This window comes from Paenibacillus sp. FSL H3-0333 (assembly GCF_038002805.1).
Classification (GTDB): Bacteria; Bacillota; Bacilli; order Paenibacillales; family Paenibacillaceae; genus Paenibacillus_AQ; species Paenibacillus_AQ silagei.
This window is the reverse complement of sequence record NZ_JBBODG010000001.1, coordinates 4,274,986-4,292,156: the sequence shown is the minus strand read 5'-3', so window position 1 is coordinate 4,292,156 and position 17,171 is coordinate 4,274,986. Positions and strand designations below refer to the sequence as shown.

Sequence of the window (17,171 nt, the reverse complement as noted above, 5' to 3'; positions counted from 1 at the left end):
CATGGATAAGAAAACCATTTACTTTTTGTGTACAGGAAACTCCTGCCGGAGCCAGATGGCTGAAGGCTGGGCCAAGAAATACATGAGTGATGAATGGAATGTATACAGTGCTGGCATTGAGGCTCATGGTTTGAATCCGAAAGCCGTTCAGGCGATGAGCGAAGTAGGTATAGATATCTCAGCGCAAACGTCAGATATTATCGATCCGCAGCTGCTGAACAGCTCCGATCTCGTCATTACCTTGTGTGGAGATGCCGCAGATAAGTGCCCAATTACTCCGCCTCAAGTACAACGTGAGCACTGGGGATTTGATGATCCTGCAAAAGCGCAGGGAACTGATGAAGAGAAGTGGGCAGTCTTCCAGCGGGTTCGTGATCAAGTGGGCGAGCGCATCAAGCAATTCGCTGAAACAGGTAAATAATGAGATAGGGGAGACTAGAAGGCTTCCAACTAAAAAACACCTTCAAGAGAAGCACTCATGTCGTAAGATATGGAGTTTTGGAGGTGTTTTTGCATTGTTAAAAATAGAGAAGGATATTAGATTAGTAGTATTGACTTAGAGTGCACTTAAACTTTTATACTGGTCACGTACGATGCAAAAAAGTGGAAGTTCATTCAATTTGTTAAAGGGAGGATATCGTGTGAAGCATTTTAAGTTGGGGAATACAGGAATGCTGGTAAGTGCTTATTCTTTGGGCTGTCTGAATTTTGGATCGCGAACTGACAAAAAAACCTCTTTCCAGCTGCTTGATCATTTTTTTGAAGCAGGGGGAAACTTTCTGGATACAGCCAATAATTATGCGATCTGGAACGAAGGCTGTGTTGGCGGAGAAAGCGAGGCTTTGCTTGGCGAATGGATGAAAGAAAGAAAAAACAGACATCAGATCATTTTGGCCACCAAAGTGGGAGCGAAACCGGTCGTGCCGAAAAGCGAAAAAATGGAAGGCTTAGGCCGCCAAGCGATTGAGAAGGAGATTGACGAAAGTTTGCTGAGGCTTGGAACAGATTATGTAGATTTATACTATGCTCATGTAGACGATAACGAAACTGAACTTGAGGAAACCTTGGAGACCTTTGATTCCTTGGTCAAATCGGGTAAAGTAAGGGCTATAGGCTGCAGCAATTACCAGCTGTCCAGGCTCCTTGAGGCCAAAGCGGTCAGTCAGTCAAAAGGATGGCAATCCTATTGCTGCATCCAGCAGCGATATACGTATTTGCAGCCTAAAGCGGATGCGAATTTCGGAGTGCAGGTCAGTACGGATGAGGATTTACTTGCTTACTGCAGTCAACACGATGATTTTACGCTCTTGGCGTATTCCCCCCTCCTTGGAGGCGTATACAACAAAAAGGAAGCTGTCCTACCCGATGCATATCGGAGAGAGGATCAGATGACCCGATTGCATACGCTAAGGAAGGTTGCCGGAGAGCTGGGAGCGACACCGAATCAGCTTGTCCTGGCTTGGATGCTGCACAAGCATCCGAGAGCTCTTCCCATTGTTGCTGCAAGCGGTCTAGCGCAATTAGAAGAAAATCTGGGGGCACCTCAGCTCCAAATTAGCCCAGAACAGCTTGATCAATTGAACTGAAGTTGAAAGGAGCGTACTCGTTATGACCGGTAAAGAACTGACCATTCAGCAGGCAGCTGAGATGACGGGGTTAAGCGTACATACCCTCCGTTATTACGAAAGGATCGGTCTGATGGACCCTATCCCCCGTGCCGAGAATGGTCATCGGATATATCGGGAGCATGATTTTGAATGGATCGTACTACTCGCAAAACTTAAGACTACAGGAATGCCGATTGCACTTATGCAACAGTTCGCTGATATGATGCGGCTTGGCAATGAGGGCATTCCCCAGCGCAGACAACTTCTAGAAGAGCATGAGCGGAAATTAATCGAGCAGGTTCAGACGATTCATCAGACTTTGGATATTCTGCGGGATAAAATTGATTACTACCGTTCCTGGGAAAAAGATACCAGGCGGGAGGCCTGAAAGAACAAGAAAAAGACTAAGTATACTGGATGGACTAGAAGCTGGCTTATTAGCCAGCTTTTTTTCTGTATGTATAGTAGCGCAGATGGTGAGTTTTGGTTTGGAATATTGTTGTTCCCGGTCAAGTGGTCAAGAAATTCACCTAAAAGGTCATGCAAATGGCCTTAAAGCAAATGCCAAACGGCAGGTACAATGAGAATACCACATGGATAAGACAAAATGACTAAGGGTAAAGGAGGTATCCTATGGATTCAGATTTGGCAGCGGCGGATCGGCAGCCCGAGAACCATCCCCTTCGTACGGTAAAGCCGGAGCGGTTTCAGGCCCTGAAAAAGTACTGGGACCTATACCTGATTATGCTGCCGGGACTCGCGTATTTTATCATTTTTAAATATGTGCCCATGGGAGGCATCATCGTTGCCTTTCAGGATTTCAGCGCCTTTGCCGGCATCCGCGGCAGTGAATGGGTGGGACTTACGCATTTTAAAAATATGTTTACGGACAGCGAGTTTTACACGGTATTCAAAAATACGCTGCTGATCAGTTTGTACAAGCTGATCTGGGGATTTCCGGGTCCGATCATCCTGGCCCTGATGCTGAATGAAGTCCGGCACATGCTGTATAAGCGGGGGGTCCAGACGCTTGTCTATTTACCGCATTTTCTGTCCTGGGTCATCATCGGAGGCATTCTGATCAACGTGCTGTCCCCGGCAACGGGGATCGTCAATCAGTTTCTGGGCATGCTCGGTTTGGAGCCGATCTTCTTCCTGGGCAGTCAGGAATGGTTCAGAACGGTGCTTGTGGTCAGCGATATCTGGAAAGAAGCGGGATGGGGGGCCATCATCTATCTGGCTGCGCTGGCATCGATCGATCCACAAATCTACGAGGCCGCTGTCGTAGACGGCGCGGGCAAATGGAAGCAGTTGATCCACGTCACCCTGCCATCGCTCATCGGGACCATCGTGATCCTGTTCGTACTGCGCCTCGGGAGCGTTCTGGATGTCGGGTTCGAACAGATCTTTGTGCTCTACAATCCGCTGGTATACAATGTGGCCGATGTTATCGAGACTTATGTATACCGGACAGGAATTACGCAGGGCCAATTCAGCTTTACTACCGCTGTCGGGTTGTTCAAATCGGTCATCAGTCTGATATTGGTCGTCCTCGCCAACAAAGCCGCCAGAAAGCTTGGCCAGGACAGCTTATGGTAGAGGGGGTGAATCTATGAGACTTACTAGGGGGGAACATCTGGCATCGAGGCTTAATTACCTGGCCCTGGGTTTCATTGCATTGCTTGCGCTTCTCCCATTCCTGCATATCGTGGCCCAGTCTTTCAGCAGTCATCAGGCGATAACATCGGGCAGGGTGACGTTATGGCCGGTGGATTTCAGTTTCGAAGCGTATGTGAAGGTACTGCGCGAGCATGCCTTTATGAACGCCTTCAAGGTCAGTTTGCTGCGCACGGTCATCGGGACGCTGTTAAATGTGGTGATCACTTGTATGCTGGCCTATCCGCTGTCCAAGGCTTATATTAAAGGACGATCAGCCATCATGTTCCTGATTGTGTTCACAATGCTGTTTAACGGGGGCATGATTCCAACCTTTCTGGTCGTGAAAGCGACCGGACTGCTGAATTCCTTCTGGGTCTATATCATTCCTGGAGCGGTTAGCGCGTTCAATGTTATTATTATGAAAAATTTCTTTCAAGGCGTGCCGCCCGAATTGGAGGAATCAGCCAAGATTGACGGCTCCTCCAATATCGGAACGCTCATCCGGATCGTCGTTCCGTTATCCATGCCGGTCATTGCAACGATTACCTTGTTCCATGCGGTCGGACATTGGAACGCCTTCTTTGACACTGTCCTGTATGTGACGGACCGGAATCTCTTCCCGCTGCAGGTGTATCTGCGTGAGCTGATCATGTTCAATCAATCGAACATCAGCAATAACAACGGGTACGCCGCCAATATCGACAGCACCCTGCTGGCCTTGGAGTCCTTGAAGGCTGCGGCGCTGATTGCCAGCACAGTTCCGATCCTGATCGTGTATCCGTTTCTGCAAAAGCATTTTGTCAAAGGAATTATGCTTGGATCGGTAAAAGGCTAGAACGGCATGTAACATGAGATAAGAGAGGGGATTGTTATATGAAAGTCTCAATCTTTGTAAAAAGATCCGTATCCATCCTGGCGGTGACCTCCATGCTGCTGGTGTCTGCGTGTTCATCAGGCACGAAGGAGGGAGGGGCCGAAGGGAAGGAAGAACGTCAGGCCATTGATATCGTATTAAGCAATGCCGGACGGAAGTTCCCGCCAGGCATGGACGAGAACAATAATCCTTATATTGATTACATCCGCGAGAACACGGGCCTGGACATCAAGCTGATCACGCCTCCAGCGGACGGTTACGGGGATGCCCTGAACGTGATTATGGCCTCCGATGATCTGCCGGATATGCTCCTGTCCTATGATGCCAATTGGTTCGAAAGCTATGTCCGGCAGAAGGCCCTTACCCCTCTGAATGATTTAATCGACGAATATGGACCGAATCTGAAGAAAAGTATCCCGGAGGAAGCCTGGAAGGTTGTCACCGTGGACGGAAAGATCTATGCGATTCCCGGCCTGAACCCGATCCCGGGCAATGAAATCATGTTTGCACGCAAGGATTGGCTGGACCGTCTGGGGCTCAAACCGCCGGCAACGCTGGAAGAATACAAAGAGGTGATTCGCGCTTTTGCGCAGGATGATCCGGACGGAAACGGCAAAGACGATACGTTTGGCCTGATCCTGCAGGAAAACCTCGGCAGAGTAGCTCCGTTTATCGGGGCATGGGGAATCCAGCGGGGGCAATGGACTGAACGGGACGGGCAATTGGTGAATTCCAGCACACTGCCGGAAATGAAGGAAGCACTAAGCTATCTTGCCGATCTCTATAAGGAAAAGCTGATTGATCCCGAGTGGGCTTTAAATAAGATGGCCAATGTTGACGAGAAAGTCGCCAGCGGCAAAGTGGGCCTGTTCTCCGGGAACTGGTATGATACCCGCGGCCCGATCCTGACCAACCAGAAAAATGATCCCAATGCAGAGTGGATTACCCTCGAATATCCAACCGGACCTGACGGGAAGCAGGGAACCTGGGGCAATAGCTATGTTTCCGGATTTAATGTGATTCCGGTTACGAGCAAACATCCGGAGGCTGTGATTAAGATGCTTGATTTCATGATCGGAGACGGATACCGCACACTCATGCTCGGATTTGAGGGCGAGGTATGGAATATGGAGGACGGAAAGGTGGTTACGAACTTTGATGAGCACAACAAGCATATTTACCGGCTCACGCTCGGCGAAGCGATTGTACCGTTTAATTCTGAAGTATCCAGAGAACGTCTGGACTCGCTTGGTATGGAGTTTAAGCTGAATGAGATTGTCGACAAGATTAACAAGGTTGCCATCCGTAATCAATATCTGGGCGTACCGACGCCTGGAATGGGTAAATACGGACCTAAGCTGTCCAAAATGGAGGTCGAAGCCTTCACGAAAATCATCATAGGCCAGCAGCCGGTAGACAGTTTTGATCAATTTGTTGAAGACTGGAAGAAAAACGGCGGCGAAGAAATGACGAAGGAAGTCAACGGGCAATGAACAGGACGGATAACGGGGTCTAAGCTATAATGAAGGCAGCATGTATCGTGGGGGAATCGTATGAAGTGGCTGACGCAATTCCGCAGCGTCTTGAAGCAGTCGATTCAGTTTAGGCTAACCTGTTATTTTCTTCTCATCCTGCTGCCGCTGGTGGCGTTCAGCATGTTTGCCAATGTAAAGTCTCAGCGGATTTTGGAGCAGGAGCTTGGCGAGCGCACGCTCAGTGCCATGAACTCCGCTGTGGAGTTTGTTGACCTGACCTTAAAGAGCATCCATAATCTGTCCACCTTGATCGCAACCGATACTAATTTATCCACCCTGCTGTCTCATCAGGAGAAGACCCTGACCTCCGGAGCGATTATGGACTTCACGCGTGTCATGGAAGAGATTACGAATATAACCATGGTCAATGAATATTTAAGCGACGCCATGATTTATCATCGTCCCTCCAACTCGCTGATCGCAACCAAGCTCGGGCTGCTGCACCGTGAATCCCAAGACCCTGAACCATGGTACGATGAGGCCCTGAAGGCAAATGGCGCAAGCATATACTACTTGTCAGAACGCCATGAAGAGAATTTGTCCGGACACCCGGATCCTATCTATAACCGGAATCAGCTGATTATGATGAGACTTATGGATTTCTATCGCGCCGAAAAAGGCGAAAATGTCCTCATGCTGTCGATTTCGAAGAATCAATTGCTCCGCTCGTTGTCCCATTTGCTGGCGAACAGCAGCTCCAAGGTCTATCTGTTTGATGCCCGGGAGCGGTTGATCGTATCGAATGCTTCTACAGAAACGTTGTCTTTCGAATGGAAGGACGTCCAGCCAGGCAGTGTTGTTGTCCGGGAAACCCCGGAAACGGATGAGAAAAATTTGATTCTGCGGGTGACTTCTCCCCGAAGCGGATGGTCGCTGCTGCTGATCCAGCCCGAGCGTGAGATTTACAATAAGTCGAGGCCGCTGCAAATTTTTGCGTACTGCATTATTGCACTCAGCGTCGTGCTTGCCGTCTGGATTGCCTGGTTTATCTACAGCGGAATTGCTTCTCCGATATCAAGACTTGTGTCCGGCATGCGGCAGCTGCGTAAAGGCAATCTGAATATCAGGCTGGAGAACGGGCGGCAGGACGAGTTGGGGTATTTAACGGATGCTTTCAACGAAACGGCGAGTCAGCAGCGTCATCTGATCAAGGATATCTATGAGCAACAGCTCAGAATGACCAAGACGGAGCTCAAATTTCTGCAGGCTCAGATTAATCCCCACTTTTTGTACAACACGCTGGATTCGATTTATTGGACAGCCAAAAATTATGAAGCGGAAGAGATCAGTACAATGGTATTGAACTTGTCGAACTTCTTCAGGCTCAGTTTGAGCAAAGGGCAGGAGTCGTTTACGGTGGAGGAAACGTTCAAGCACCTTCAATACTATATTCGCATTCAGCAAATCCGTTTTGCCGAGCGGTTTACGGTGGGGTACTGCGCTTCCGGGGATAGCCATCATTTGCATATTCTGAAGCTGCTGCTTCAGCCGCTGGTTGAGAATGCCATATTGCATGGATTGGAGAAACGAAAAAAAGGCGGAGTATTAAGCATTCGCACCGATGTGTCTAATGACCGGCTGATCATCCAGGTAACCGATAATGGAAAAGGGATTCCAAGGCCGAGGCTTATGCGGATTCAACAGGCCTTGACGAGAATCAGATTCGGGGATTACACGACACCCCCCGAGAAGAACTCCGAGTTTTTTGCGCTGCTCAATGTCCAGGCTCGAATCGCCATTTACTATGGGGAGACGGCGGAATTGAAGATCGTCAGCGAGGAAGGGAACGGAACGACGGCGGTCATCGATTTACCGGCAGACCGCTGCCGGGAGGAGAGAGGGGAAGCGGAACATGAATCTCATGATTGTTGAAGATGAAATTCGAATTTTGAATAGTCTGGCTAACAATATACCGTGGAATGAGCATGGCATCGAAGTGGTAGCGCTTGCCGAGAACGGCTTAGAAGCACTGTCCATGATCGAGCGCAGGAAGCCGGATATCGTGCTGCTCGATATCGAGATGCCGGAGATGGACGGGTTGACCTTGGCGAGAACGGTGCTGCAGCAGGAAACGCACATGAAATTCGTGATTTTAAGCGGCCATGACGATTTCCCGTATGCGCAGGCTGCTGTTGGGCTTGGCGTCATGAAGTACTTGCTGAAGCCGGCCGGAGACGATGAAATCTTGAATGCTATTCTTGCGGCTGCGGAAGAGATCCGAACGGAACTGATGGAAAAGCACAGTATGATTGAGCTGGAGCGGAAATGGCATGACCGCCTGCCTCAGCTCCAGGATGACTTTTATAGAAACTGGATACAGGGCCGGTATGCGGACTGGGAGCTCAAGAAGCATATGGAGGAGCTGAATCTGGAGCTTGCCCTCTATACTTGGTTTGCTGTAGCCGTATGTGAAATCGATCCGATTCACGAGCAAGGAGAACGATTTACGTCTTCGGATCAAGCGTTGCTGCAGTTTTCACTGGAATGCATAGCGGCTGAATGTTTGCAGCATGAAGACTGCCGGGTCTTTAATGATGCGGACGGAGCAACCGTGCTGCTCTTTTTGGGACAGCCGGAGGAATCGGTTCCAGATATCATCCAGCGGATCAATGTTGACGTTCCCCGTCTCTTTAACATTGTTAATGAGTGTCTGAAGCTTACCGCCAGCGCCGGACTCGGGACCCCAGGCTCATGGGATCATGTTTCGCTGTCCTACCGGCAGGCACGCCGTGCGCTGCAGGAACGGGCCATTTACGGACATGAGGTGTTCGTTCCTTACCTGGACGTAACCAACAAGGAGCAGCCGTTTCATTATGACGCTGAGTTCGAAAAGCAGCTGGAGATTGCGGTTCATACGGATCACGCGGCAGTGGTTGCTGAGCTGATAGACTGCTATTTCAAGGACGTATACTCCCAGGCTGTCTCAACCCCAAAGGTATACGAGCATTTGCTGTATTTGAGCAGCTTATTTACACGTATGATTCAATCGCGGGGCTGGTCGATGCAGGAGGTGCTGCAAGAGGATTATTCGATGTTTCTGTCCTTTGAATCCCTGCTCTCCAAAGAGCAAATCGTGGAATGGTCCAAACGAGTGGCCAGCCGCATTACCCAATACCGGGAACGCGAACGAAAGCATTCCAGCCATCGGCTCGTTAAACAAATGATCGAGGCCGTGGAGGAAATGCTGGGGAAAGAAGAACTGACCTTGCACACGCTGGCCGAAAGATTATATGTCAATCCCTCTTACCTTAGCCGGCTCTTTAAGCGGGAGGAAGGGAAATCCATTTCAGAATTTCTCCTGAAGCGGAGTATGGAGCATGCCAAAGAGCTCTTACACAGCGGCGTTAAGGTGTATGATGCAGCAGAAGCGGCGGGATATCGTGATGTCAGTTATTTTGCCAGAGTGTTTCGTAAATATTGGGGCGTAGCCCCGAGTGAATTAAAAAAACAAGAGCGTTCGGTCTCACCGCGTTCGATGTAAGTTGAAGCTGCAATGGAAGAAATCAGGTGGAGGTGGTCAGAATGACCGATATGGCACTAACCGTTAAAATACCCGAGCGCGATATTCCTGTCTACACGGAAGTGGATGTTGTCGTTGCCGGAGGAGGACCGTCAGGAGTAGCGGCAGCGCTCGCAGCGGCAAGAAACGGGGCATCCGTATTGCTGATAGAGCAAAGGGGATACCTGGGCGGCATGGCAACGGTCTCTCAGGTTCCTGCATTTTGCCCGTATACCGATCAGATCAAGCCGGTAATCCGTGGGATTGGGCTGGAAATTCTGCTTGATATGAAGAGCAAGATGGAGGAGAGGTTTCAGGAAGCATGGAAGGACCGGCTGGATTGGGTGCCGATTGATGCGGAAATTCTAAAGCGCCTATTGGACGAGAAGATGATGGAGGCTGGCGTTAAAGTGCTGTATCATACATTCGTCGGTCAAGTTCTTCAACAGGACGGCGTCATTGAAGCAGCGATCATTAACAACAAGACCGGAACCCAGGCGGTGAAGGGGAAGCTGTACATTGATGCAACGAGCGATGCGGATCTCACCTATCTTGCGGGCGGGCAATTCGCCAAAGGTGGAGATGATGGAGAGCTGCAGCCGGGGACGATGTGCTTCGTTCTGAATAACCTGGACCGGAACCAATTTCTCTCAAGTGTTGAGACGCACAGTCACGATCTGAAACATGCAATCAACAAGGCGAAGCGTGAAGGGCGGCTGCGCGTCGCGAGAGATTGGGCCGGTATTTCCTGGCTAAACGATCAGACGGCAGGCTTCAATTTCGGGCATGTATTCGGGATAGATGGTTCAAATACGGATGATCTGACCCGCGGAGCAATCGAAGGCCGCGCGCTTGTTGAACACATTACTGGTTGGCTGCGGGAAGCGATTCCCGGATTTGAGAACGCTTTCCTGACGTTGACGGGCGAACAGATCGGCATTCGGGAAACCCGCCGGATCATCGGCGATTATATCGTCACCGCCGACGATTTTCTGGCGTGCCGTTCGTTCCCGGACGATATTGCCCGAAACGCCTACTTTATTGATATTCATATGGCAAAGCCTACGAGCGGCATGACGATGGTACGTCTATCGCCGGGAGAGTCGCACGGCATCCCTTATCGCGCTTTGCTTCCGGTCGGCATTCAGAACGTAATCGTAGCCGGCAGAGCGATATCAACCGATAGAGCAGCCCAAGGCTCCACCCGGGTCATGCCGAATTGCTTTGCCATGGGCGAAGCCTCCGGTACGGCCGCGGCGATTCTGGCTGAGAAGGGCACGCGGGAAACGCGAAGTATCGACATCACGGACCTGCAGCGCAGACTTGTCCGCCAAGGCGCATGGTTAGGAGAGCAGATCAATGAGCGGTACTAGGAAATAAAAAGGCTGAGCCCAAAGTCATATTCTTGACTTAGGCTCAGCCTTTTAAAGCTTTTTCTAACCTGTTCATCCGGGCCAGTTATTTACACGCGTTGCGTCTATTCGGATTCAGAATGAGGAAATCCTCTGGAAGCTCGAACAGCTTGGCCATCAGTTCGTCCATGCCGGACTCCAGCTTGAACTCCATTTCTTCCCGGAAAAGCGGAACCAGGAAATAAACCTGAACCTGATTGCCGTCTTTCGTATGGACGGTGCTGACCTCTTCCGGCAGAGCATACAGGATCACGCCGGACAGCTCCGTGTTATCCGCATAAGGCTCGTAATCCTCCGTGTTGGGGATCGTATGGCCGTAGCCAAGCCATGTCTGATACATATGCGGGAATCGGGCAAGCATTTTCATCAGCCGGATCGGCCAGTAGTTCTCCTCCGCTTCGAAATCCTCCTGCGTAAGCGGCCAGTCCGCCGGCAAAAACATCATCAGCTCCGCGCGTTCCAGATGCTTGTACTCTTCACGGATCTCCTGCGGGAGCGTCATCGGCAGATCGCTCATCCCATTGGTGTACAGCACCCGGTATGGCTCATCGGGTGTAGCTTCCATAATATTCACATCAATATGTACGATGTCTGAAATCAGTTCATGGAACACGCCGGTTTCCCGGTTTGGAAAGACCCGATTAAAATGTTCGTTTAAATCTTCCATATACAAAATATTGGAGGGAGGTGTAATCTACTGCTGATCCAGAGCGTCATAACCATAAATGGTGGTACCGTCTTCCGATTTGCCCATCGCATTGCCGCCAAACAGTTTTTTGAAAAAGCTCATGTCTTTGCGCTCCTCTGTGTGGGTTTATATTCCTGATTCTAGATGAGAGATGGTTTGAAACCTCACTTGGAAGTATAACAAAAGACATAGCCCCGGAGCGATGGGTCTATCGATTCGAATTACAAAAGGAGCATATATGAACTATATCATTTTTGATCTGGAAGCCATCTGTTGGTAAAATGACCGCAAAAGACAAAACGAAATTATTGAGATCGGAGCCGTAAAACTCAACTTGAATGTCGCCCATGTAGATTGATACTTGAATAAATTGTGAAATTCTACATAGGGTGAAATAACAACTAATTTATGGAGGAGGAAATTATGAAAGCGCTGTTATATTCGCTGCGATGAAGTAAGCTGTTGAAGCCTTGGTGTTTACGATATGGGTAAGCCGTGGGTGCACGGATCGAAAAAAGGAGGATTTTCAATGATGTCAAAACGATTTGGCAAAATGCTCGTGTTCCTATGTTGCTTGCTAATGGTGGCGTCACTAATGCCTGCCAGCTTTGCCGCCGCCACTGACAACAACGAATATACAGAAGCACTTAATAGCGACAGCAGTTCTACAGATCTTACAAGCTTGCAGACAAATGAAACGCCTACCGCCATTTTTGGAACTCCCGAACTCGGGTCAAACGACCCGCTGTGGGCCCTGACAATGGAGCATCTTATCAACAAAAGCACTGTGCCCGGCGACCCCAGGCCCCATTCCACAGGCACAGCCAGGATTCTTTGGGACCAAGACTATCTGTATGCCCGCGTAGTCGTGGAGGATAGCAATCTATATCAGGGACCCGGCAATGATTATCAGTACGACGGCCTGGAGTTTTATGCCGGCGCCGGAACCCAAGGCGCGAATCAATGGCGCATCAGCGCAACGGGCGTGTTTTCAGGGCAAAACGCTCCGGGCAGAGCTGCGTGGGCTGAGATCACGGACACAGGTTATATCGTGGAGATGAGAATCCCTAAAAGAACCTTGAACTTGCAGGCAGGCCCGTTTACCTTTGAAGTATATATCAATAACTCGTCGGAAAAGGGCGGTGACCGCTATGAAGTCGTTTCCTGTTTCGGAATTCCGGACGCGGCTTACAACAATGCTGCTTCTTATACAAACAGCCTGAATCTCATTGCCGCTAGTGGAGCGGACGAGAGATTCTCAATCACCGCCACGGCGGAATCGGGCGGCCGAATAACGCCGAACGCACCCGGCAATGTTCTGAGAATAGCTAGCGGCTCAGACACAACCTTTACGGTTACCCCCGATTACGGCAAAATTGTAGATACCGTAAAGGTAGACGGAGAGGACGCAGCTCTATCCGATGACGGCACTTATACCTTCTCAAATGTTGTCGCTAACCATACCCTTCAGGTGACTTTCAAAAATGATTCGGCCGCGGAGGTGCTCCCCTTTATCGTATGGAATGACAACTTCGCCCGTGGCGAGTACACGACGGCTGTCATCATAGACTTAGGCGAAGGGAAGTCGGCGGAAGGCTCCAAGCTTAATCCGGACTTGTTTACCGTCTCGGCCAGGAACACGACCCTGAACGGCGACTCGGTAACCTTTGAAGGGACGCGCAAGATCACTAGGGTATACGCCAATGACGAACCGAAGGTACGCGGCTATCTGGGGACGGTAAGCCGTTCACCGGATTATCAGGAGGGACTGGAACGCGGCCGTTACATCGTAGTTGAGTTTGAGTTTTATTCAGAGAGCGGCGGCAATATAACACTGGATGGCAACATGAACTCAACAAAACAGGTTTACAGCGTCGTCCAAAACGGCGAGATTTTACTGACAGAAGGGGATCCGCTTAACTACGCGGTTTTTGAACAGGAAAAAGTTGTGAATCCGATCCTTGACCAATTTACAGCACCTACGGGCAATTCGGTCAATCGCGCGCTCTACCTTCACAAGGATGGAAACGGTGAAGTGTCGCGGGGCTTGCCGCTGTATGTCTATACCCACGGCAGGGGACGCGGCGGCACAAGCGCTGCGACTGACCCAAAAGCGGCGATGAAATCCGCGAATGGCTCGGTCGCTCTGATGAAGAAAATGGAAAAGTCCCCCGAGAAATACGCCAGCCATATCCTGAATATTTCCTATAATGGCACGAGTACTCCCTCCACAGCCAATGTTAAGAAGGTTATAGATGACCTGGTTGCCAGCGGTGCAGTAGACCCTAACCGTATTTACGCGGCGGGCTTCTCATGGGGCGGTCAGTATACGAACAGCTTAATTAACGCTTATCCCGGCTTCTTCGCGTCCGCCGCACCTATGTCTCCGGTAAGCGGCTCACCGAACGCGAACGCCAACTACGTTCACACCAACCTGGCCTATTGGATGTTTATCAATGAGTATAACGTTGGAGTATACCAGACTAACCTCGCTAACTTCATAACCACCAATATGCCGAAAATGATCAACGCGAGAGCTTCGCGCTTTGAGAGCAACGAGGCTCTTATATGGCCTTACAATCAATTTGATCAGCCGAATCAGAAACCGAATCCGAACCATTCGCCTGCCTTGAGTGATTCGGTGGCGCATGAAGTTGAAGCGGCTGTTCTTTACAATGACATAACGATGGGGACTTGGAGCATAGCGCCAACAGCGCAGTCCTCTAACTTGCCGGCTTGGAACAATGATTACACTGACGTCTTTGATTGGATGTTCGCGCAGACCACAGCAAACCATCGGCCTGTTGCCGGATACGGTTCACCTGTATTGGGCACTAACGACAAACTGTGGGAACAAGCTGCGGCGTTTGACATCAACAACAGTAGCGCACCCGACCAGAAGATAGGCCCCAAGGCCACCGGCAAAGCCAAAGTATTTTGGGACGAAGACTTCCTGTATGCACGCGTTGTGGTTACAGATCCGAATGTGTGCACCGGTCACACGCCTGGCACTGAGTACATGACCGACAGCGTGGAATTTTATGTCGGTGACGGAAAAAGTGGCTCAAACCAGTGGCGTATTGGCGCAAGCGGTATTTTCTCAGGTCAAGCCGCTGAGGGCCGCGACGGTTCAGTTACACGAACGGATACCGGGTATATCGCGGAAGTGAAGATACCTAGAAGAACCATTGAATTCACGAGCAATTCCCCGATTACGTTTGATGTGTACATCAATAACTCAACGGGTGCAGGGAATGACCGTTATGAGGTTGTATCCGCTTTAGGTAAGCCCGACGCGGGTTATGGCAGTTCTGACAGTTTCAAGAATAGCTTGCTGCTGCTTGGGAGCTCCACGGTAACCAGACACCCCGTTAACGCCACGGCAGGATTAAACGGCACCATCTCGCCATCCGGCTTGATTCGGGTAGCTGACGGCGGAAGCCAATCCTTTACATTCACTCCGATCGGCGGTTATGTCGTGGATACTGTAACTGTAAATGGAGAGTCTGTAGAGATTGCAAACAATACCTATACCTTGAATAACGTGAACACCGATGACAAGGTAATCCATGTTACATTCAAACCCGATCCGGCCACAACGTTACTTAACTTTATCGTATACAATGATAACTTTGCCACCGGAGAATTTACCACAGCCGTTATCATTGATCTGGGTGCGGGAAATGAAGCTGTGGGTGCCGGCCTTAGTTCAAATCTGTTTACAGTCTCGGCGAGGAATACTCTGTTCAACGGTAGCCTGGCATATCAAGGCACACGCACCGTCAGTAGAGTATACGTCAATGACGAACCTAGACCCAGAGGGTATAAGGGTGTGAACCAGAACTCTCCTGATTATCAAGCTGGACTTACTAAAGGCCGCTACATCGTTGTAGAATTGGAATTTTGGACATTAACCGGCGGACAGTCCACTTTGGAAGCATCCAAATCCACCGTCCAGAATTACAACATTGTATCTAGTGGCGATATCAAGCTTGATGGCAAGGCCGCCATTGTTAAGTCGTCTTTCGCACAGTCAGGTACCGTTAATGAAATCATCGACAAATTTGAAGTGGGTCCCAAAATTGACAAAGCGGAAGCGATGCAGTATGGACTCTATATTCATAAGGACGGCAACGGCGTTCCGGTAAAAGGGCTTCCCCTTTACATTTACGCTCACGGTTCTACCCGCGGCGGTACACAGGACGGGGATACCTTTGCGCCCATCAGGTCCGCCAACGGAGCCACCGCGCTTATGAAAAAAATGGAGAAGAACGCTAAATACGCTAGTCATATCATCGCTTTGCGGGCTCAAAACAACGTTCAGGCAACACCCGCTACCTTAAAGGCTTATATCGATGATCTGGTAAGTAAGGGACTTGTTGACCCCAACCGTATCTACATGGCAGGCTTCTCTATGGGATCCGCTTATACGAATACTTTCTTGACGACATATCCCGATTTGCTCGCAGCCGCGGCGCCTATGTCTTATCCACCATCAATCAACGCGAAACAAGCCGAAACTCTTAAAAACTTTGCATACTGGTCATTCGTTAACACAACTGATTCTTCAACAATAAAAACAGGGGCGGAAGCTTATATAGCGAATATAATGCCCCTATTGGAAAACGCTAGGCACACGTTCATCGACAGAAATGAAATATTCGTTTGGCCTTATGACCAATGGACCAAGGCGGAAGCACCTGTTAATGGAACCAATTGGATTCCTTCCGGCCATGAGATGGAAGCTTCAGTTCTGTGGAACAATATTTCAGGGTACACAGATACTCTGTCCAATATAGGTTCCAACAAGGAGTGGAGCCTTAAGCCTACAGCGCAGTCCTCTAAGTTGCCGACTTGGAACAACGACTACACTGACGTCTTTGATTGGATGTTCGCGCAGAGAAAAATGAGCGTACCCGGTGCTTCTGGTGGCAATACCGGCAATACCAGCAGTTCGGGCAATACCGGCAATACGGGCAATACCAGCACTGGGACAGTCACTGGATCGTTGAAGCCGACCTACACAGTGAACACACCGAAGGATAAGCCCGCGGTCACGGACAAGAACGGCAATACCATCCTGCCCGGCGGCGGCGAGATTGTGACCAAGGGCGGGACGAAGATTAAGGTACCCGAAGGTACGACTATAGACTCAAAAGGTAAGGTGACCATTCCGGCGGGCAAGAGCGCCGAAGTGACACTACACGGCGGCGCGAGTGCCGGCTTAGACAAAGGCATGTCGCTGAACATCCATGAGGGTACGGAATTTGTGTTCGATGACGACACCCCGCTGGGCTTCCTCGTGGTGTCTGGCAATCCTTTCAGGGATGTCAACATGGACGACTGGTTCTACAGCTACGTAAACTCCGCCTACACATACGGTCTTTTCAACGGCACGACGTCCACGACGTTCTCACCGGGCACCTCAATGACGCGTGCGATGTACGTGCAGGTACTGGCCAATCTTGAGAACGTAAACCGCTCCAGCTACACGAATTCCCGTTTTAGCGACGTGACGGATGGGCAGTGGTACACGGCGGCAGTCGAGTGGGCGGCCGAAAGCGGCATCGTCAACGGTATAAACGCAGACCTGTTTGAACCCAATTCACCGATTACACGCGAGCAGATGCTGGTGATGCTGTACAATTACATGAAGTACAAGGGCTATGAGATACCTGAAAGTCAATCGAAGTCCTTCGCGGACGAGAGTCAAATCAGCTCATGGGCGTTGAAGGCCGTTCAGGCACAGCAGGGCATCGGAATTGTATCAGGTAAGCCGGGCAACTTCTTTGCCCCTCAAGCCAATGCCACCCGCGCTGAAGTAGCTACTATCTTTATAAAGTTCATCGAATATCTCGCTAAGTAAAAGCGTAAACAGAAACATGCGGACCCTTTCG

The 17,171-nt window shown here is 50.0% G+C and carries 10 protein-coding genes and 1 pseudogene; 10 read left to right on the top strand and 1 reads right to left on the bottom strand.

What is annotated here, in order from left to right:
- Window position 1: 1 nt before the first annotated feature.
- From arsC to MHH78_RS19325, 9 genes are all read left to right on the top strand, one after another.
- Complete coding sequence (gene arsC, locus MHH78_RS19365) at window positions 2-421, top strand: arsenate reductase (thioredoxin) (protein ID WP_341168460.1); 420 nt, start codon at window positions 2-4, stop codon at window positions 419-421.
- A 220-nt stretch (window positions 422-641) separates the two neighbouring features.
- Window positions 642-1,586, top strand: coding sequence for an aldo/keto reductase (locus MHH78_RS19360; protein WP_341168459.1), 945 nt, complete (start codon window positions 642-644; stop codon window positions 1,584-1,586).
- Window positions 1,587-1,608: 22 nt separating this feature from the next.
- Entirely contained in the window at window positions 1,609-1,995 is a 387-nt protein-coding gene (locus MHH78_RS19355; protein WP_339314436.1) for a MerR family transcriptional regulator, read from the top strand.
- Between the two features lie 245 nt (window positions 1,996-2,240).
- Window positions 2,241-3,206 (top strand): ABC transporter permease, encoded by a 966-nt coding sequence (locus MHH78_RS19350; protein WP_445668053.1) that lies wholly within the window; start codon window positions 2,241-2,243, stop codon window positions 3,204-3,206.
- A gap of 13 nt (window positions 3,207-3,219) precedes the next feature.
- A complete protein-coding gene (locus MHH78_RS19345) occupies window positions 3,220-4,101 on the top strand; it encodes a carbohydrate ABC transporter permease (RefSeq protein WP_341168458.1) in 882 nt (293 codons plus the stop codon).
- Window positions 4,102-4,139: 38 nt separating this feature from the next.
- Window positions 4,140-5,633: an extracellular solute-binding protein gene (locus MHH78_RS19340; protein WP_341168457.1), complete on the top strand. Its 1,494-nt coding sequence runs from the start codon at window positions 4,140-4,142 to the stop codon at window positions 5,631-5,633.
- A 60-nt stretch (window positions 5,634-5,693) separates the two neighbouring features.
- Window positions 5,694-7,547 carry a sensor histidine kinase gene (locus MHH78_RS19335; protein ID WP_341168456.1) on the top strand — a complete coding sequence of 618 codons (1,854 nt, stop codon included), beginning with the start codon at window positions 5,694-5,696 and terminating at the stop codon, window positions 7,545-7,547.
- Window positions 7,528-9,156 (top strand): response regulator, encoded by a 1,629-nt coding sequence (locus MHH78_RS19330; RefSeq protein WP_341168455.1) that lies wholly within the window; start codon window positions 7,528-7,530, stop codon window positions 9,154-9,156. The genes MHH78_RS19335 and MHH78_RS19330 overlap by 20 nt, the downstream gene beginning before the upstream one ends.
- 41 nt (window positions 9,157-9,197) lie before the next feature.
- Window positions 9,198-10,547: an FAD-dependent oxidoreductase gene (locus tag MHH78_RS19325; RefSeq protein WP_341168454.1), complete on the top strand. Its 1,350-nt coding sequence runs from the start codon at window positions 9,198-9,200 to the stop codon at window positions 10,545-10,547.
- An 85-nt stretch (window positions 10,548-10,632) separates the two neighbouring features.
- On the opposite strand, the pseudogene MHH78_RS19320 reads toward MHH78_RS19325, so the two are convergent.
- Window positions 10,633-11,376 (bottom strand): annotated as a pseudogene (locus MHH78_RS19320) (suppressor of fused domain protein).
- Window positions 11,377-11,803: 427 nt separating this feature from the next.
- Here MHH78_RS19320 and MHH78_RS19315 point away from each other — a divergent pair.
- Window positions 11,804-17,140 carry a sugar-binding protein gene (locus MHH78_RS19315; protein WP_341168453.1) on the top strand — a complete coding sequence of 1,779 codons (5,337 nt, stop codon included), beginning with the start codon at window positions 11,804-11,806 and terminating at the stop codon, window positions 17,138-17,140.
- Window positions 17,141-17,171: the final 31 nt, after the last annotated feature.

What these genes read in the sequence shown, in the direction of transcription:
- arsC (WP_341168460.1), top strand. Translation starts at nt 2, where the DNA reads ATGGATAAGAAAACCATTTACTTTTTGTGTACAGGAAACTCCTGCCGG.
- MHH78_RS19355 (WP_339314436.1), top strand. Translation starts at nt 1,609, where the DNA reads ATGACCGGTAAAGAACTGACCATTCAGCAGGCAGCTGAGATGACGGGG.
- MHH78_RS19350 (WP_445668053.1), top strand. Translation starts at nt 2,241, where the DNA reads ATGGATTCAGATTTGGCAGCGGCGGATCGGCAGCCCGAGAACCATCCC.
- MHH78_RS19345 (WP_341168458.1), top strand. Translation starts at nt 3,220, where the DNA reads ATGAGACTTACTAGGGGGGAACATCTGGCATCGAGGCTTAATTACCTG.
- MHH78_RS19340 (WP_341168457.1), top strand. Translation starts at nt 4,140, where the DNA reads ATGAAAGTCTCAATCTTTGTAAAAAGATCCGTATCCATCCTGGCGGTG.
- MHH78_RS19335 (WP_341168456.1), top strand. Translation starts at nt 5,694, where the DNA reads ATGAAGTGGCTGACGCAATTCCGCAGCGTCTTGAAGCAGTCGATTCAG.
- MHH78_RS19330 (WP_341168455.1), top strand. Translation starts at nt 7,528, where the DNA reads ATGAATCTCATGATTGTTGAAGATGAAATTCGAATTTTGAATAGTCTG.
- MHH78_RS19325 (WP_341168454.1), top strand. Translation starts at nt 9,198, where the DNA reads ATGACCGATATGGCACTAACCGTTAAAATACCCGAGCGCGATATTCCT.
- MHH78_RS19315 (WP_341168453.1), top strand. Translation starts at nt 11,804, where the DNA reads ATGATGTCAAAACGATTTGGCAAAATGCTCGTGTTCCTATGTTGCTTG.